Raw genomic sequence first — 15936 nt, 5'->3', positions numbered from 1 at the left:
AAGATGCTGAAACTGTCGCCAATGAAGGCTATAGGCGACAAAAAAGAGGACGAAGAAGCTGAAATTGTCGCCAATAAATGCTATAGGCCAGAAAAAAATCAGATAGAAGCAGGTGAAAGTATCGTGAGTAACACAAAAACTCTCCAAACAAAATATTTCTAAAAAACTACCACACCTAAAAAAGTTAAACTCGATTTCCCAAATAAAAAACAGCCTAACAATAGGCTGCCCTAACAGAAAAAATTAAATCTACAATTCATAGGATGTCCACTGGCCATACCCTTTTACAGTTAAATTCTTACTTAAAATTCTACTTAGTCTCCTTTTACACTCAATAACTCTACACCAATCTTGGATCACATTTGCTGTAATTTTAATATCAGGAAATAGAAGCCTAATTTCTTCTACACACCGCAATACGGCTGACTCAACTGATTCTTTATGTTCGCATTTAGAACAAACAATTATATTCCCCGAAACAAAAATGAAAAATGAATGGCATCGTAAACAGGTCATTCCCTTTTTTAACATTTCATAACGATAGCTTGGTAAACCCTGATAAGGAGAATCAATTAAATGTGCTGATAAAAGCTGATCAGCAAATTTGGAATGTTTGCTCGTTAACTTTGATCGTTTCATATTAAATTTTTCCATAAATTGACTAAGCTGTGTCGGATAAATAATGGGTTTGTTTATTGGGGCTTGATATAAAGTAAAAGTGGGGTTCATAAAAATAAGATGTGGTTCTATTGGCAAATAACATCCAATACTTTGAAGAAACTGACGAAGTAATATTTCATTGCGTTCCAGCTGATGCAAGGGATTTTTAATATCATTTCCAGATAAGGTATAAAACTTGTCATCTTCATATTTATAATTGCCTTCATAATTTTTTACTTCAAAAAGGTCAATGACACCTTGAGAAAAAATAACGGAGTCGCTCTGAAACTTTGAATTGTTCTGCTCAAGTAATAAATCATTTATAATAATCCTTTCACCTATAAGGTTCTCCATTAACTTGTCAAACATCACTTCCCCTGCAAAGCCTTTTTCTAAGTTGTGATAATACTTTATTTCTTTTTCTGATAGGGACATTCTTAAGTTTAAAAATCGATAAATTTTTAATTTATCTGATTCAAAACGAGGCTTGATGGGCATATTTGATTTTTCCATAACCTTCCTCCTTCTCTACATTTAATTCTACAAAAAATGGGACATACTTGAGTGGCAGCTTAATGAATATTTTGTTAATGTTTTCAATTCTTACCTAGCCGAAATATCCAAACCGATAACAAAAAATGCTATTATAAAGAAACGGAGGTGTTCACATTGATCTACATTGGTGTTACAGGCTGGGGGGATCATGATAGTTTGTATCCCGGGCAAATTTCCCCGCGGGATAAGCTAAAGGAATATGCAGGGCATTTCCCAGTTGTGGAGGTTGATACGGCCTTTTATGCGATACAGCCCAACAGGAATGCCGAAAAATGGGTCAATGAAACACCCGAATCCTTTCAATTTATTGTCAAAGCCTATCAAGGCATGACCGGGCATATGCGGGGCGAGATCCCTTTTCAAAATAAACAAGAGATGTTCCAGGCCTTCAAGGAGTCGCTCCAACCTTACATAGATAAAAATAAATTAGCCATGGTCCTGTTTCAGTTTCCGCCATGGTTCAAATGCACACGGGAAAATGTTGAGTATTTAAGATGGTGCAAGAACGAAATGGGCAATCTTCCATGTGCTCTTGAATTCCGCCACCAATCATGGTTTACACACCAATATCACGAAAAAACGCTGGATTTTTTAAAAAAGGAAAATTGGATTCACAGTATTTGTGACGAACCTCAATCCGGCGAGGGTTCCATTCCGACGATTCTGGATCCAGTCAATCCCAATACCGTTCTAATCCGATTACACGGCCGTAATGTTCATGGGTGGCAAAAGCGGAAGGAGGATAATTGGCGGGAGGTCCGCTACCTTTATCGCTATAATCGGCAGGAGCTGGAAGAATGGGCAGAATCCATCTTGAATTTACAAAAGGAATGCAAGCAGGTTTACGTTCTTTTTAATAATAACTCCGGCGGTGATGCAGCAGACAACGCAAAAGAGCTGATCGATCTCTTAAAGATAGAATATAAGGATCTTGCTCCAAGGCAACTAGATTTATTTTAAAGGAGTATTCAAAAATGGAATGGGTTATATTATTGCTGGTTGGTCTATTGGCCAGCTCATTAGGTTCCTTGATTGGACTAGGTGGCGGGATTATCGTTGTCCCTGCCTTGCTCTACTTTGGGAGTATGCCCTGGTTTGAACATATTACGCCACAGATGGCTGTCGGAACCTCTTTATTTACCATGATCTTTACGGGCTTGTCCTCGACGCTTGCCTATATGAAAAAGAAAACAGTTGATTATAAGAGCGGTCTGATTTTTATCATCGGAAGCGGTCCGGGCAGCATCCTCGGCGCCTGGGTGACAGAAAAATTAAATTTGCATTCCTTCAATATCTTTTTTGGACTATTTATTCTTCTTGTTTCTATTGTCCTTTTATTAAAGGATAAATTAAAACCGATTCCCTATAAGAAAGATAATGGAATCGTCCGCACTTTTACAGATAATGAAGGGAAAATCTTTGAATATGGCTTTAATCCCTTTTTAGGAATTCTCATCTCCTTTGCTGTAGGATTTCTATCGGGGATTTTTGGTGTGGGCGGCGGCTCATTAATGGTTCCTACCATGATTTTGGTGTTTTTCTTCCCGCCGCATGTGGCAGTGGCTACATCGATGTTTATGATTTTGCCCACTTCAATCCTCAGCTCGATTACCCATCTTGCGCTCGGGAACGTCAATTGGCTATACGCTTTGGCATTAATTCCGGGAGCATGGATAGGAGCAAAGGTAGGGGTATATTTAAATTCCAAACTAAAAAGCACAACGATCGTGCTAATTTTAAGGACAATCCTAGTGATTGTTGGGATTCGGTTAATCTATCAAGGCATCTCAGGACTGCTATAAAGGATGGAATGAAGAAATGGAAGTTATCCAGATTTATCATACCAATGATATTCACAGCCACCTGGAACATTGGCCAAGGATTGAGCAATTTCTCATAAATCAAAAAGAGGCTCATTTTAAAAAAGGTGAGGATGTTTTCCTTTTTGATATTGGCGATTTTGTGGATCGATGGCATCCTTATTCTGAGGGAACAAAAGGCAAGGGGAATATCGAGCTGTTGAATAAATGTACATACACAGCTGTAACAATCGGGAACAATGAAGGCGTTAATTTCCCTTTTGAAGATTTAGACCATTTATATGACGAGGCGGATTTTGATGTATTGTTAGCCAATCTATATAAGAAGGGAAAGATTTCACCCGATTGGCTGAAGCCCTATAAGATCTATCAAACCTCGAGAGGAACTAAGGTAGGGGTTATTGGCTTAACAGCCCCTTTTTCCCACCTTTATCAATTGTTGGGATGGGAGCTGACAGACCCGATTATGGAACTGAAAATAGGCCTGAAATCCATTTCAAAAGAAGCGGATATTATCATCCTCCTCTCCCATCTCGGCATTGAGGCCGATGAAAGGATTGCTTTGGAATTTCCGGAAATTGACGTAATCCTAGGCGGGCATACCCATCATTTTTTAGAAAAAGGAAAGCAGGTTGAACATACCCTCATTGCCGCTGCTGGAAAGTATGGTGAATTTGTTGGCCAGGTCATTCTCCAAGTGGACGAGCATAAAATGATTCATCGTAAAGAAGCCATTTTATATAGTTTTGAAAATCTGCCTGTGCAAGAGGACACAGATGTTTTTTTTAAAAAAGGCAAAGAATTATTGCAGCAAAAGGTTACAACTTTATCGGCACCGCTTCTTTCTAATCCCTTTCAAGAAACAAAGCTTGCACAGATACTTTGTGAGGCACTTAGGGAGTGGTGCGAAGCAGATTGCTCATTTATCAACGCTGGCCTTTTATTAGGTCCTCTGTCCGGTGATGTCTCTCTTTATGATTTGCTCACCATTTGTCCACACCCGATTAATCCTTGTATGATTGAATTAACGGGGCGTGAACTGCATGCTGTACTAATGGAGACAAGAGATGACACATTGACTAAGCGGCACTTAAAAGGGCTTGGCTTTAGAGGAACTGTGATCGGGACCTTTGTTTACAGCCGGATAGGATTTGCTGAAAACAACTCCATTTACCTTAATGGTCAAGAATTAGATCCGGACAAAAGCTATACCTTGGCCCTTCCGGATATGTTTACGTTCGGTCACTTTTTCACTGAGATTTTTCCGAAAAAAGCAAAACACTATTTTCTTCCGGAATTTTTGCGTGATATTTTAAAATGGAAATTACAAGCGAAATGATGGGATAATACACTCTTTTTCAAAACTTTCATAAAGTGATAAGGGAAGGGGTGTGGAAATTGATTGAACTTTCACCAATTGAACTAAACGGCCATACCTTTTTGGCTGTAACCGTTTTACTGCCAAAAACCACATTGCTGGCAGTAACAAGCGATAAGGGATATATCATGTGCGGCGCCTTGGATGTCGGTTTATTAAATGATAAATTAAAGGACCGTAAAATTATAGCTGGCCGGGCTGTTGGAGTGAGAACAATAGAGCAGCTTCTTAATGCACCACTAGAGTCGGTCACCTACGAGGCAGAAGAATTGGGAATCACTAAAGGCATGATCGGCAAAGATGCACTAATGTACATGATATAAAAGCCTGCATAGTCCAGCAGGCTTTTTTTCCTTTTATAAGGCTAGTTCACCCTCACACTGCATACATATAGCTTGAGGGGGGATTTTCTTTGGTGAAATTTCGCGCAAAGGTCCGGAAACGGGGACCTCTGCCACTCCGTTACGTAACGTTGTTAACATTGGTATTTTTCCTTTTATCTACTGCGGCCGGTTTTTGGATTATTAATAAAGGAATTGAACCAACGCTCATGCGATATGCAACATCTCAATCCAGGAAAATAGCTACGCTTGTCATCAATAACGCTATTAGTCAAAAAACGGTGGATGTTGGGGATGTCATTGAAATAGTGCCTGGCACCAATGGAAGTGCCCCGACGGCCAAATTAAAAACGGAAATCGTCAATCAGAAATTAGCTGAATTAACGAATCAAATCCAAAAAAATATTACATCGGCTGAAAAAGGCGATATTGCGACATTGGAGCAGCTCACTGATACAGAGATTGAAACCAATCCGTCAAAAATGTCAGATGGCATGGTCTGGTACGTTCCAATGGGGCAAGCAACGAATCTTGCTTTGTTTGGGAATTTAGGTCCGAAAATTCCGGTGAAATTTACGGCAATCGGGGATGTCAGGCCGGATGTAAAGGTGAAGCCAACGCCTCTCGGAATTAATAATACATGGATTGATGTATCCATTGACTTTGTAGTGCATGTCCAAATTATTACCCCGTTCGCGACTAAAATTACGACACTTAATCAGCATATTCCAGTTGGCGGCAGATTTATCGAAGGACCCGTTCCGCAATTTTATAACAATGGCGGAGGAATGCTGCCGGCTATTCAAATGCCGCAGTCTGGGACTTCGAATGGAAATTCAAAAACCAAATCGGGCAAATAAAAAACGAGGATGTCATGTGGCATCCTCGTTATCTTCTTTTTCTTAGTTTGATCCTATCCATTCGTTCCCACATGGCTAAATGGGGAGTAGGGTCAAAAGACCACTCTGTGTATCCATTATCCTTATACATGCCATAATGCAAATGTGGCGGGAACTTACCAGATGTTCCAGGGGGGCCATATCCTGAGCTTCCGACTGAACCGATTACCATTCCGGGCTCAACGATTTGTCCTACTTTTAAATCCCTGGAAAAGCCGCTCAAGTGGGCAAAATAATGATACGTATTATTAATATCCCTAATCCCGATTCGCCAGCCGCCAAATTTGTTCCAGCCTTTCATCTCAACAATTCCATAGTTTGTTGCTCTTACTGGAACACCATAACCGGCAAATATATCGGTCCCTTCATGCATTCTCCTGCCCCCCCAGCCCCTCGCATCGCCCCATGTACTGCGGTAGCTGTGGTTTGAGCGGATGGGCATTGGAAAGGAATGTTCATCTAAATGAAGGCGGCCAAAATGCCGGTATATTTTTGCCTTTCCAACGATTATTCCGACCGTTTTATCACGATGATAATAATTCCATAAGCCAATTTTTAAATTATCATGATCAACCCCATAGGAAAGGAGATAATTAGCAAACGCATATAAAATATCTTCATCATTATCTGATTCAGCTTTTCCATCCCCATTCCCATCCATTCCCATCCCATTAAAAAACTGGATGGTACCGGGATTTTCATCTGATGGATTCGGATTTGTCAGACCTGCCCATTTTTCAGGACTGATATAAATGCCTATTACGCTTTCCGCTTTAGGTAAGTCGCGGCGAACCTGGCGAATATTGCGCTCATATTGATCGATGGCGGCCAAGTAGTACCAAGGAATTTGCGTAACCGTTTCGACCTTCTTATACAGCTTCATTCTTTCTCCATAGGGATTAAGTTCTTTCGCCTCGGCATCCCTGACAGCATAGGTTGAAATAAAGAATAAAGCAATAGTTCCAATAATCAGAAATGCCCGCACAGGAATCCTCCTTCCGATTAATGTACAAGATTAGTTTATGATTTCGGACGGTTTTCATTATCGTCAATAAATGGTAATCAAACAGGGAATGTCTAGATAGAATAAATTGTCATTAATTTTTAAAACTTAACCTTGACGATTCACCTTGTCGTTCTATGGACAGTGTGTTAAAGTGACATCTGTAGACACTCATTTATCATACATATTTAGAGCATAGGGGTGGAAGAAATGAGCACGAAAGAACAAAATCTAAGAAAGCCGGATTGGCTGAAAATAAAATTAAATACCAATGAGCATTATGTTGGTTTAAAAAAAATGATGCGGGAAAAAAACCTCCATACGGTTTGTGAGGAGGCTAAGTGCCCGAATATTCATGAATGCTGGGCAGAAAGAAGAACGGCAACATTTATGATACTTGGTGATGTCTGTACGCGTGCTTGCCGATTCTGTGCAGTCAAAACGGGCTTACCTTCAGAATTGGATTGGCAGGAGCCGGAAAGAGTGGCTGATTCTGTTGTCTTAATGAATTTAAAGCACGTTGTTGTAACGGCTGTTGCCCGTGACGATTTAAAGGACGGCGGGGCAGCTGTTTTTGCTGAAACCGTTAGAGCTATTCGCAGAAAAAGTCCATTTACAAGTATTGAAGTCCTTCCTTCCGATATGGGTGGGAAAGAAGAAAATTTAAGAATACTAATGGAAGCAAAGCCTGATATTTTAAACCATAATATCGAGACAACAAGAAGGCTGACTCCTAGTGTCAGGGCACGAGCTAAATATGATCGTTCACTTGAATTTTTACGTCGTGCAAAAGAAATAAACCCGGATATCCCAACCAAATCCAGCTTAATGATTGGCCTTGGCGAAACGAAAGAAGAAATTCTTGAAGTAATGGATGATCTTCGGGCAAACAACGTCAATATTATGACAATCGGGCAGTATTTGCGTCCGACAATGAAGCATTTAAAGGTTCAAAAATATTATACCCCAGAGGAATTTGAAGAATTAAGACAAATTGCCATGAGTAAGGGCTTCAGTCACTGTCAGTCAGGTCCATTGGTAAGATCATCTTACCATGCTGATGAACAAGTCAATGCGGCAGCTAAGCAAAAACAAATCCTCGGTGAGCAGGAGCAAAAAGAAGCATAAACAAAGGTGTGCCAACATAAGGGTCAGACCCCCTTGCACAACACTCAATATATAGTCGCTTTTAAGATAAGTTCAGCTATATATTAACGTTGTGGGGTCAGACCCTTATTTCTTTTAATGATTGGAATGGTACCCATGGTCATCCGGTGTCAGACCATTTTCATTTTCACTTTGATTCATCCGCTTACCTTGAGGTGATTTTTTCATTTGTGTAATTAAATGGTTAACGGAATGGCGTGCATTTCGACTGGTTGAATCAAGATGTGATAGACTCTCAACATCCTTCATCAACGCTTTATTATCTGAGACATAAACATGAAAGTATCTTGGAACAACAGACATTGCCGTCTTCTTTACTTGGTCAGCAGTCATATTCCGATTTTTTGTGTCCGTTACATAGGACACTAGTACCTCTTGGTCGGTTACTAATGTGGCTACATCATGGACATGGGGTATACTTGTACTCAACGTGCTGATCATATTGGCAAGCTGCTCACGATTAAGAGCGGAATAGTGATTATTATTGTCATTCATAATTGGGCTTTTCTGATGACGGACATAGCCATAATTGTTGCTTACGTTCCGAATGCTTCTCGTGGCGCTCTCATTATAAAGATCTGTTCGATTATTGTTTACGTTAATGCTGTTACCGCTTTCCTCGTAAACATCATTGGTGTTCATGCCCTTTGAACAGCCGGTAAGGGCTGTGACCGCACATAATCCGAGGATGACGATTATTTTTCTCAATGAAATCACCTCCTTTTTTTAGAATAGCCAAAAGGATGATTTTTTCTCTTAGTAATTGATGGGGAATCGGTTATAATGAGTAGTAGGATTGGCTGGTAAAATGAGGTGATAGCATGATAATGATTAATAATACCGTTTACGAAATTGTCGAGGATTTTCGGAATGGTTTTAATGAAGAAGCCTTAAAAGCAAGGTATAGTGATATTTTATCAAGGTATGATTATGTTGTCGGTGATTGGGGTTACAGTCAGTTGAGGCTCAAGGGCTTTTTTGACGATCAAAATCAAAAAGCAACATTTGATACAAAAATCAGTACACTGCGCGAATATTTGTACGAATATTGTAATTTCGGCTGTGCTTATTTTGTCTTGAAAAAAGTGAAAAAGTAAAAGAAGGGCCTTAGGGTCCTTCTTTTACTTTTCTATTCATTTTGTGAATAGGGAGGCTGGGCGTCGGTGTCAGGGTCATCATGTGTAAGGTGGGCACCTTCCATTTGCCGTGGCATTTCTTGATGCAACGATTTGAATTCGTAATTAAAGGCACTATAATAGCGCTGCCCTTCCTTCCACGGGGTACTTTTATTCTGAACAGGTTCATCCTTCCGTCTTGGTGACCCATAGGGGCCTTCAGGATATTCCTCAGCCGTTAAGTAATTTTCCTGTTTTTCGACATTGGAAAGCTCTGTGTATTCTTTATCGTCCATACTAGTTCACTCCTTTTTCCTCTTTAGTATGAGAAAAGGGAATGAAAAACATGAGCACGAATATAAACTAAACTAATTCATACAAAAAAGAGCGTAATTCCTCAGCATCCTCTTCATTTAACTGAAAAGCAAACTCCAAATAGCCTTCTTCTTCGAGATCATCCTGGCCAATGATGGCAAAACGATTTCCTTGAATATCCAGGACCAGATGCTTTCCGTAATGGCGGCCTGTGTGAACAATGGCAAGGTCAAACCGTTGATTTGCCCCTACAAAGCTGACAAATCTTGTCTTTGTATTTTCTGTATCATCATATAAGAAAAAACGATCACTCATAAAAATGGTCTCCTTTGTAAACAACTTTTTCGACATCCTCTTTATATTATCAAACTTTAGGCCACAAAGGGAGTTTTGATTTTTCATTTAAGGAAATGACGAAAAAATACGAAAAGTGTCAAAATGTGGTATAATGGAGATAGTTTCGTATGCAAACTCTGGAGAGGATGAAGTGAATGGTCCGTTGGTACATGAAAAAAGCCAAAAATGTATTACAATGGTGGAAGTTACTTTTACCTCTTTCGTCCATTCGGTACTTTCCTCCATTATTTTTAATACGAGATCCGATTTTGGAGGGTGTAACGGCTGCATTTAATCAAGGACATGAGGTAGCAGTCATTGTTTTTACGATCAAAAACATAAGAGAATTGGCAGAAAACCAGCGAGATTTCCATTATACATACCTGCATAAGAAAATGAAAAAAATCTTTCACCATTATATTAAACAGGAAATTGAAGAGAATGATGTCATCGCACTCCATGACTTTTACGGCGAAGCCTTTACTTTATTACTAAAGGTGGATTATGATCGCCATACCATCTCGGATATTGATGATTTTGTTAAAAAGATTGCACTTCAAGTACAGAGCAGTTTAATCCGGCAGAATCCTTCTTTCCAGCTTACTTTTGATGCAGGCTATATGTTTGTCGAAAAAAATTATTACTCTGTTCAGAATTCTATTGAAAGAGCACATAGACAAGCATTTGCTGTTGCGGAGAGAAGAGTTGAAAAGGAATTAAATGAAATGATGTTTATGATCAAAAAGATCATATCAAAGAAGGATTTGCATTTATTGGCACAGCCGATTATTGATGTCGCAACAAATAAAATAAAAGCCTGGGAGATGCTGACCCGAGGACCAAAAGGTTCCGCCTTGGAGGACCCTGAGCCTCTTATTTCGGTTGCAAGGCAGACAGGTTTGCTCTATGAACTTGAAATGATTGTGTTTGAAAAAACGTTACAGCAAATAAAGGCCTCAAAATGCCGTGCTGATATTTTTGTAAATTGTACACCACTTACAATAGGGAATATTCGCTTTACAGGGGATGTAAAAAGCTTGATGGCACAATATCGCGGAATATCTCCCAAACAAATTACCATTGAAATTACGGAACGAGACTCCATTGATGAGATGAAGGATTTCAAATATAATTTAAAAATATTAAGGTTAATGGGCTTTAGGCTTGCTGTCGACGATACAGGGGCGGGGTATTCCAGTTTAAATACGATTAGTGAAATTATGCCGGATATCATTAAAATCGATCGTTCTGTAATTGAGAATATCGATAAAAACACGGTAAAGGAATCGATGTTAAAAGGATTGCTGCTTGTAGCGAGGGAGGCCGGATCCTTAGTGGTGGCGGAAGGTATTGAAAATGAAGAAGAAGCATCCGTACTGACAAGGTATAATGTGGATTTGGCTCAGGGTTATTTCTATGCGAAGCCTACCGCATTGGCCAGAGGGATTGCAACATGAGAAGGAAGTGGATGAAATGTATTTTGTTGACCGAGAAAAAATCGAAGCTATTTTAGTTTTTTTTGAAGAACAAATCAGCCTTTTCTTAAAGCAAAAGGGCTGGTCAACCCCAATTGAAAGAGCAGCATTAGAACGCTTGACTCATCTGATGATTGAATCGGTTTTAGATGTGGGCAACGCCATGATTGACGGATTTATTATGCGTGACCCCGGAAGTTATGACGATATTATTGAAATTTTAACAGACGAAAAAGTGATTTCACTTGAAACAAGTAAAAGTCTAAAAACCCTTGTCCAATATCGTAAGGTTCTTGTCCAAAACTACACGGACATAGACCATCAAACCCTTGAAAACCAATTTAGTGAGCATATTTCAGCCTTGAAGGATTTCGCCGTAAGGGTACGAGTTTATCTTGAAAATGAATTAGGACCTGTTTCAGCCTTTAAAAATTAATTCGCAAAGACTGCACCTGAGCGGTCTTTTTTCCTTTTGGGCCATAATAACTTTTGTAGGAGTGATAGAGATGCAGAAATATCAAGGCTATTTAATCGACCTGGACGGAACAATGTATAAGGGAACTGAACGAATTGAAGCTGCTTCTGATTTTGTTAAAAGGCTTCGGGAGAAGGGGATTCCCTATCTCTTTGTAACGAATAATTCTTCACGGACACCCTCACAGGTAGCAGAAAAGCTTCAGGGCTTTGAAATTCCTGCTGAGGAAAATCAAGTTTTTACGACTAGTCAAGCCACGGCTAATTATATTTACAGTCAAAATCCGCTTGCCTCCGTTTATGTGATTGGAGAAGAAGGGCTCAAAACGGCAATAAAAGAAAAAGGGTTTCAACTGGCGGGAGAAAATGCTGATTATGTTGTGGTCGGAATTGACCGGGAAATTAGCTATGAAAAATTAGCGATTGCCTGTTTAGCTGTTCGGAACGGGGCCGCTTTTATCTCGACTAATGGAGATATCGCGCTTCCAACAGAGCGAGGCCTTCTTCCGGGCAATGGTTCAATTACAGCCGTTATTTCTGTTTCAACGCAAACAAAGCCGCTTTTTATTGGAAAACCGGAATCCATCATTATGGACCAAGCCTTAAAGGTACTAGGCACTGCCAAAGAAGAAACATTGATGGTGGGAGATTATTATGATACAGATATTTTGGCGGGCATTAACGCAGGAATCGATACATTGTTGGTCCATACAGGTGTGACGACAAAGGAACTATTGGCCGGCTATGACCAAAAGCCGACCTATGCCATTGATTCTTTAGAAGATTGGAAGCTATAAGAAAAAGGATGGAAGCCCATCCTTTTCTTATTTATTCTTTTTTCTCTGCTTCAACTCGAGCTGCACGGTGTGCGAGTCTGCTGGAAGCTGCAGCGGCAATTGCTCCGACGATGTCATCGAGGAATGTATGACATTCACCTGTTGATTTATCATTCAAATGGGCAAGAATACCCGGTTTTTGTTTATCAATATAGCCGTAATTGGTAAAGCCGATGGAACCATAAACATTCACAATGGATAAAGCAATAATTTCATCGACACCATAAAGGCTTTCGTCTCTTTTAATAATGGATTGGAGCGGTGCTTCTAACAGACCTTTTTCTGCCAGCATATCAAGCTGGATTCCCGTTAATATGGCGTTTTGAACTTCACGCTTTGAGAGAACCCGCTCAACATTTGCCACACAATCCTCCATTTTTAAATTATCATGATATTTATTTTGCAAAAAATAAACTAATTCGGCAATATCCTGAATTTCGACGCCTCTTTCTTTGATCCATCTGCGAGCGGTTTCTTCAAGAATATCCATTTTTTTGTCGGCTGTCATTCAATCACCTTTTCTTGTCTTTTTCCTATATTATACTTTCTTTCCATAGCATATGCGTTAATTTTTCAAATGAAACAAAATCAATTGACTATGTCAGAACGTTTCATCAAGTATTGGAAAGCCCAAACATATATATAAACATGGAGAGCTTGGGGGAGAGGTGTGCGTATGCTCCGAGAATTATTGGAAAATCAATATGGTATTAAGGTAGAGGAATATGTAAAGGTTGATACTTATGATGCACTGAGAGGAAACGGATGGCTTTATTTAATTTCCAGACCGGGGAGCAAGGAGGAATCTGATATTACCGAGCTGGAACAAATCGCCCAACACCTAAGAAATTATGGCGATCATCATGTACCGATGTTTTTGCCTACTAAAGATGGCAGCTTGATTACAACATGGGAGCAGAATAAATATTGTGTGTTAGCGAATAGGCAGCCAGAAAAGGTGCAAAAGCTAAAATTAGGGAGAAAACTAGCGAAATTTCATGAGCGAGGCAGAAAAGTACCCTTCCAAATCGAACGCTCAAGCAGGATCGGTCAATGGAAGGAATTGTGGGAAAAGCGTCTTGAACAAATGGAAAAGGTTTGGAATGGCTTAATATTTCAAACACCTGAGGACGAGTTCGAAAGAATGTTTATTGAATCATTCCCTTATTATATGGGCATGACGGAAAATGCGATTCAATATTTAGTGGATACAGAGATTGATGATGAACCGCTTGAAACGGATAGTGGAACCGTATGTCATGAACGATTCTCAAAAAATTCCTGGGGTGGCAATTACCTCATTAAGAACCCCTTTGATTGGGTATTTGACCATCGCAGCCGTGACCTGGCAGAGTGGACGAGAGAGCGCTATTTCCGCAACAGCCAAACATATGGACAGGAATTAAATGATTTTTATTCAGAATATCAAAGCATTTCATCACTATCCTCCTTTTCATGGCGGTTATTATACTCGCGATTACTGTTTCCCTTGCATTACTTTGAGTGTGTGGAAGAGTATTATATAACCCGTTCAGAACAGGACCGGAAGATATTAGAAGAGCGGCTAAGTAAAATTTTACGGCAGTCAACTGAATATGAACGTTTCCTTGGCAGCTTTTATTCCATCTCAGGAGCTCCTGTTAAACGATTGAACCTTCCGCTATTGGAATGGCTGGTTAAATAATATTTTACGAAAGTCTATGTTAAAATAACATTGTTACTATTTAAAGAGAGAAGAAGGGAATCAGCATGAAACCATATATTTACATCACGAGAAAGCTTTCAGAGGAGGTTATTCGTCCTTTCAAACAAAAATATCAAATCAACATGTGGGAGCACGAAGATATTCCTTGTCCAAAAGAAGTCCTTCATTCGGAAGCGAAAAAGGCTGATGCCTTGTTGACCATGCTGTCCGATTCTATTGATGAAAGCATATTAACAGCAGGAAGCCAAATAAAAGTAGTCGCTAACCTTGCCGTTGGCTTTGACAATATTGATGTGACTGCAGCCACTAAAGCTGGGGTTGCTGTTTGTAATACACCCGATGTATTAACCGATACAACAGCCGATTTAACGTTTTCGTTACTGATGGCTGCTGCCCGCCGAATTGTCGAGGCGGCGGAATTTGTGAAAGAAGGTCAATGGAAGAGCTGGAGTCCAATGCTGCTTGCTGGTACCGATGTCCATCATAAAACTCTAGGTATAGTCGGTATGGGGAAAATTGGTGAAAATGTTGCGAAACGGGCAACAGGCTTTGACATGAATATTCTTTATCATAACCGGACGCGAAAACCGGAAGCGGAAAAAGCATATGGGGCTGTTTATAGTTCATTTAATGAACTCGTTGAGAAGTCTGATTTTATTGTATGTTTAACACCGCTTACAAAAGAAACGAACCGATTGTTTTCCCGTGAAGTATTTCAAAAAATGAAGCCTTCAGCGATCTTTGTCAATGCTTCAAGAGGTCCTGTTGTCGATGAACAGGCTTTGTTTGAGGCATTAAAGGCAGGAGAAATTGCCGGCGCAGGTCTCGATGTTTTCGAAAAAGAACCTATAAGTTCGGAACATCCTTTATTGACTCTTTCTAATGTAGTGGCACTCCCGCATATTGGCAGCTCAAGTGTGGAGACAAGAACAGCCATGATGAAGCTATGCCTGGATAATATTGACGCAGTTCTAAATGGGAATGAACCCCTAACATTGGTCAACAAAGATTGGAAACCCTTAGTAAATGCAAAATAAAAAAGCGATTGCCGTCTTCGGCAATCGCTTTAAAAATTAAAAGACTTGTTCAACTTCGACAACACCAGGAACTTCCTCTAATAGTGCTCTTTCAATTCCTGCTTTCAAAGTAATCGTTGAGCTCGGGCAAGATCCGCAGGCACCAAGCAAACGAAGTTTCACAATACCATCCTCTACATCAACTAATTCACAATCCCCGCCATCGCGAAGAAGAAATGGACGTAATTTATCTAATACTTCCTGAACTTGTTCAAACATTTCTTGTTCTGCCAAAATAATCGACTCCTTTCCTATCTATATTATAATGTCATCGACCGTAAAAATCCATTCTCAGATATTGACTAATCCCCTATATCGGTCCATATTCTTTTATCTTTACTATCAAAATGTTGTAAAATAAAAGAAAAAAGTAAGGAATGGATATGATGGAATTGAATGAAGTTGAAATCGTTCTCTATGGTGCAGAACAACTGTGTCCGAGCTGTGTGCATTTGCCTTCCTCGAAAGAAACATTTGAATGGCTGAAAGCAGCTATTGCCAGAAAGTTTCCTGAACAGCCTTTTATCATCACATATGTAGATATCCTTAACCCGCCGGAAGAAGGCGATAAGCACCATTTTGCCAAAAGAGTCATTGAAGACGACATGTTTTATCCTGTCGTAGTCATTAAGGAAAAAGTTGTCGGCGAAGGAAACCCGCGTTTAAAGACCATTTTTTCTGAAATGGAAAAGTACGGTTATAAAGCTGAATAAAGAAAAGCATGGTGTGGTCAAGACAAACCGGTTGCATTAGCCGAAAAGAGAAAAAGGAGCTCGGACGG

Annotated in this window: 21 protein-coding genes; 14 read left to right on the top strand and 7 right to left on the bottom strand. The window is 39.8% G+C overall.

All coding sequences use genetic code 11. The annotated features are described in order from the left end of the window. The first annotated feature begins 3 nt into the window (after positions 1–3). A complete protein-coding gene (locus tag ACZ5XR_RS23040) occupies positions 4–162 on the top strand; it encodes a hypothetical protein (protein ID WP_464498808.1) in 159 nt (52 codons plus the stop codon). 87 nt (positions 163–249) lie between these two features. On the opposite strand, the gene ACZ5XR_RS23035 is transcribed toward ACZ5XR_RS23040, so the two are convergent. After that, positions 250–1173, bottom strand: a complete 924-nt coding sequence (locus tag ACZ5XR_RS23035) for a nuclease-related domain-containing protein (protein WP_464498807.1) — start codon at positions 1171–1173, stop codon at positions 250–252. Between the two features lie 156 nt (positions 1174–1329). Between ACZ5XR_RS23035 and ACZ5XR_RS23030 the strand changes: the two genes are divergently transcribed. The 5 genes from ACZ5XR_RS23030 (at position 1330) to yunB (ending at position 5614) form a co-directional block, all read left to right on the top strand. After that, positions 1330–2175 carry a DUF72 domain-containing protein gene (locus ACZ5XR_RS23030; RefSeq protein WP_464498806.1) on the top strand — a complete coding sequence of 282 codons (846 nt, stop codon included), beginning with the start codon at positions 1330–1332 and terminating at the stop codon, positions 2173–2175. Positions 2176–2189: 14 nt separating this feature from the next. Beyond that, positions 2190–3017 carry a sulfite exporter TauE/SafE family protein gene (locus tag ACZ5XR_RS23025; RefSeq protein ID WP_464498805.1) on the top strand — a complete coding sequence of 276 codons (828 nt, stop codon included), beginning with the start codon at positions 2190–2192 and terminating at the stop codon, positions 3015–3017. A gap of 16 nt (positions 3018–3033) precedes the next feature. Beyond that, entirely contained in the window at positions 3034–4374 is a 1341-nt protein-coding gene (locus ACZ5XR_RS23020; protein ID WP_464498804.1) for a bifunctional metallophosphatase/5'-nucleotidase, read from the top strand. A gap of 59 nt (positions 4375–4433) precedes the next feature. Continuing rightward, the gene (locus ACZ5XR_RS23015; RefSeq protein ID WP_464498803.1) at positions 4434–4736 is read left to right on the top strand and encodes a YunC family protein; all 303 of its coding nucleotides are present in this window, start codon (positions 4434–4436) and stop codon (positions 4734–4736) included. Positions 4737–4828: 92 nt separating this feature from the next. Next, positions 4829–5614: a sporulation protein YunB gene (gene yunB / locus ACZ5XR_RS23010; RefSeq protein WP_464502414.1), complete on the top strand. Its 786-nt coding sequence runs from the start codon at positions 4829–4831 to the stop codon at positions 5612–5614. A 28-nt stretch (positions 5615–5642) separates the two neighbouring features. Here yunB and ACZ5XR_RS23005 read toward each other — a convergent pair whose 3' ends face one another. After that, on the bottom strand, positions 5643–6638 hold the full coding sequence (locus ACZ5XR_RS23005; protein WP_464498802.1) for a M23 family metallopeptidase: 996 nt from the start codon (positions 6636–6638) through the stop codon (positions 5643–5645). Between the two features lie 228 nt (positions 6639–6866). On the opposite strand from ACZ5XR_RS23005, the gene lipA reads away from it, so the two are divergent. Beyond that, positions 6867–7784, top strand: coding sequence for a lipoyl synthase (gene lipA, locus ACZ5XR_RS23000; RefSeq protein WP_464498801.1), 918 nt, complete (start codon positions 6867–6869; stop codon positions 7782–7784). A 114-nt stretch (positions 7785–7898) separates the two neighbouring features. Here lipA and ACZ5XR_RS22995 read toward each other — a convergent pair whose 3' ends face one another. Continuing rightward, the gene (locus ACZ5XR_RS22995) at positions 7899–8531 is read right to left on the bottom strand and encodes a YhcN/YlaJ family sporulation lipoprotein (RefSeq protein ID WP_464498800.1); all 633 of its coding nucleotides are present in this window, start codon (positions 8529–8531) and stop codon (positions 7899–7901) included. A gap of 113 nt (positions 8532–8644) precedes the next feature. Between ACZ5XR_RS22995 and ACZ5XR_RS22990 the strand changes: the two genes are divergently transcribed. After that, positions 8645–8920 (top strand): YutD family protein, encoded by a 276-nt coding sequence (locus tag ACZ5XR_RS22990; protein ID WP_464498799.1) that lies wholly within the window; start codon positions 8645–8647, stop codon positions 8918–8920. Positions 8921–8952: 32 nt separating this feature from the next. Here ACZ5XR_RS22990 and ACZ5XR_RS22985 read toward each other — a convergent pair whose 3' ends face one another. After that, positions 8953–9234: a cytosolic protein gene (locus ACZ5XR_RS22985; protein ID WP_464498798.1), complete on the bottom strand. Its 282-nt coding sequence runs from the start codon at positions 9232–9234 to the stop codon at positions 8953–8955. Between the two features lie 67 nt (positions 9235–9301). Beyond that, positions 9302–9568, bottom strand: coding sequence for a DUF3055 domain-containing protein (locus ACZ5XR_RS22980; protein WP_464498797.1), 267 nt, complete (start codon positions 9566–9568; stop codon positions 9302–9304). 176 nt (positions 9569–9744) lie between these two features. On the opposite strand from ACZ5XR_RS22980, the gene ACZ5XR_RS22975 reads away from it, so the two are divergent. The 3 genes from ACZ5XR_RS22975 to ACZ5XR_RS22965 all read left to right on the top strand — a co-directional run bounded on the left by ACZ5XR_RS22975 (position 9745) and on the right by ACZ5XR_RS22965 (position 12335). Next, positions 9745–11046, top strand: coding sequence for an EAL domain-containing protein (locus ACZ5XR_RS22975; RefSeq protein ID WP_464498796.1), 1302 nt, complete (start codon positions 9745–9747; stop codon positions 11044–11046). Positions 11047–11062: 16 nt separating this feature from the next. Next, positions 11063–11500, top strand: a complete 438-nt coding sequence (locus ACZ5XR_RS22970; RefSeq protein WP_464498795.1) for a DUF86 domain-containing protein — start codon at positions 11063–11065, stop codon at positions 11498–11500. Between the two features lie 70 nt (positions 11501–11570). Beyond that, positions 11571–12335: a TIGR01457 family HAD-type hydrolase gene (locus tag ACZ5XR_RS22965; RefSeq protein ID WP_464498794.1), complete on the top strand. Its 765-nt coding sequence runs from the start codon at positions 11571–11573 to the stop codon at positions 12333–12335. 31 nt (positions 12336–12366) lie between these two features. Here ACZ5XR_RS22965 and ACZ5XR_RS22960 read toward each other — a convergent pair whose 3' ends face one another. Next, on the bottom strand, positions 12367–12882 hold the full coding sequence (locus ACZ5XR_RS22960) for a phosphatidylglycerophosphatase A family protein (RefSeq protein ID WP_464498793.1): 516 nt from the start codon (positions 12880–12882) through the stop codon (positions 12367–12369). 168 nt (positions 12883–13050) lie between these two features. On the opposite strand from ACZ5XR_RS22960, the gene yutH reads away from it, so the two are divergent. Both yutH and ACZ5XR_RS22950 read left to right on the top strand, forming a co-directional pair. Further along, positions 13051–14058 carry a spore coat putative kinase YutH gene (gene yutH / locus ACZ5XR_RS22955; protein WP_464498792.1) on the top strand — a complete coding sequence of 336 codons (1008 nt, stop codon included), beginning with the start codon at positions 13051–13053 and terminating at the stop codon, positions 14056–14058. A 65-nt stretch (positions 14059–14123) separates the two neighbouring features. Beyond that, positions 14124–15116 carry a 2-hydroxyacid dehydrogenase gene (locus tag ACZ5XR_RS22950; protein WP_464498791.1) on the top strand — a complete coding sequence of 331 codons (993 nt, stop codon included), beginning with the start codon at positions 14124–14126 and terminating at the stop codon, positions 15114–15116. Between the two features lie 36 nt (positions 15117–15152). Here the strand turns inward: ACZ5XR_RS22950 and ACZ5XR_RS22945 are convergent, their stop codons facing one another. After that, positions 15153–15374 (bottom strand): NifU family protein, encoded by a 222-nt coding sequence (locus ACZ5XR_RS22945; RefSeq protein ID WP_045518553.1) that lies wholly within the window; start codon positions 15372–15374, stop codon positions 15153–15155. 167 nt (positions 15375–15541) lie between these two features. Between ACZ5XR_RS22945 and ACZ5XR_RS22940 the strand changes: the two genes are divergently transcribed. Then, on the top strand, positions 15542–15868 hold the full coding sequence (locus ACZ5XR_RS22940) for a YuzD family protein (protein ID WP_464502413.1): 327 nt from the start codon (positions 15542–15544) through the stop codon (positions 15866–15868). The last annotated feature ends 68 nt before the right edge of the window (positions 15869–15936 follow it).

The organism is Neobacillus sp. Fa239 (genome assembly GCF_055395235.1).
Note: the sequence above shows the minus strand (reverse complement) of the source record. Positions and strands in the feature narration are given on the sequence as shown.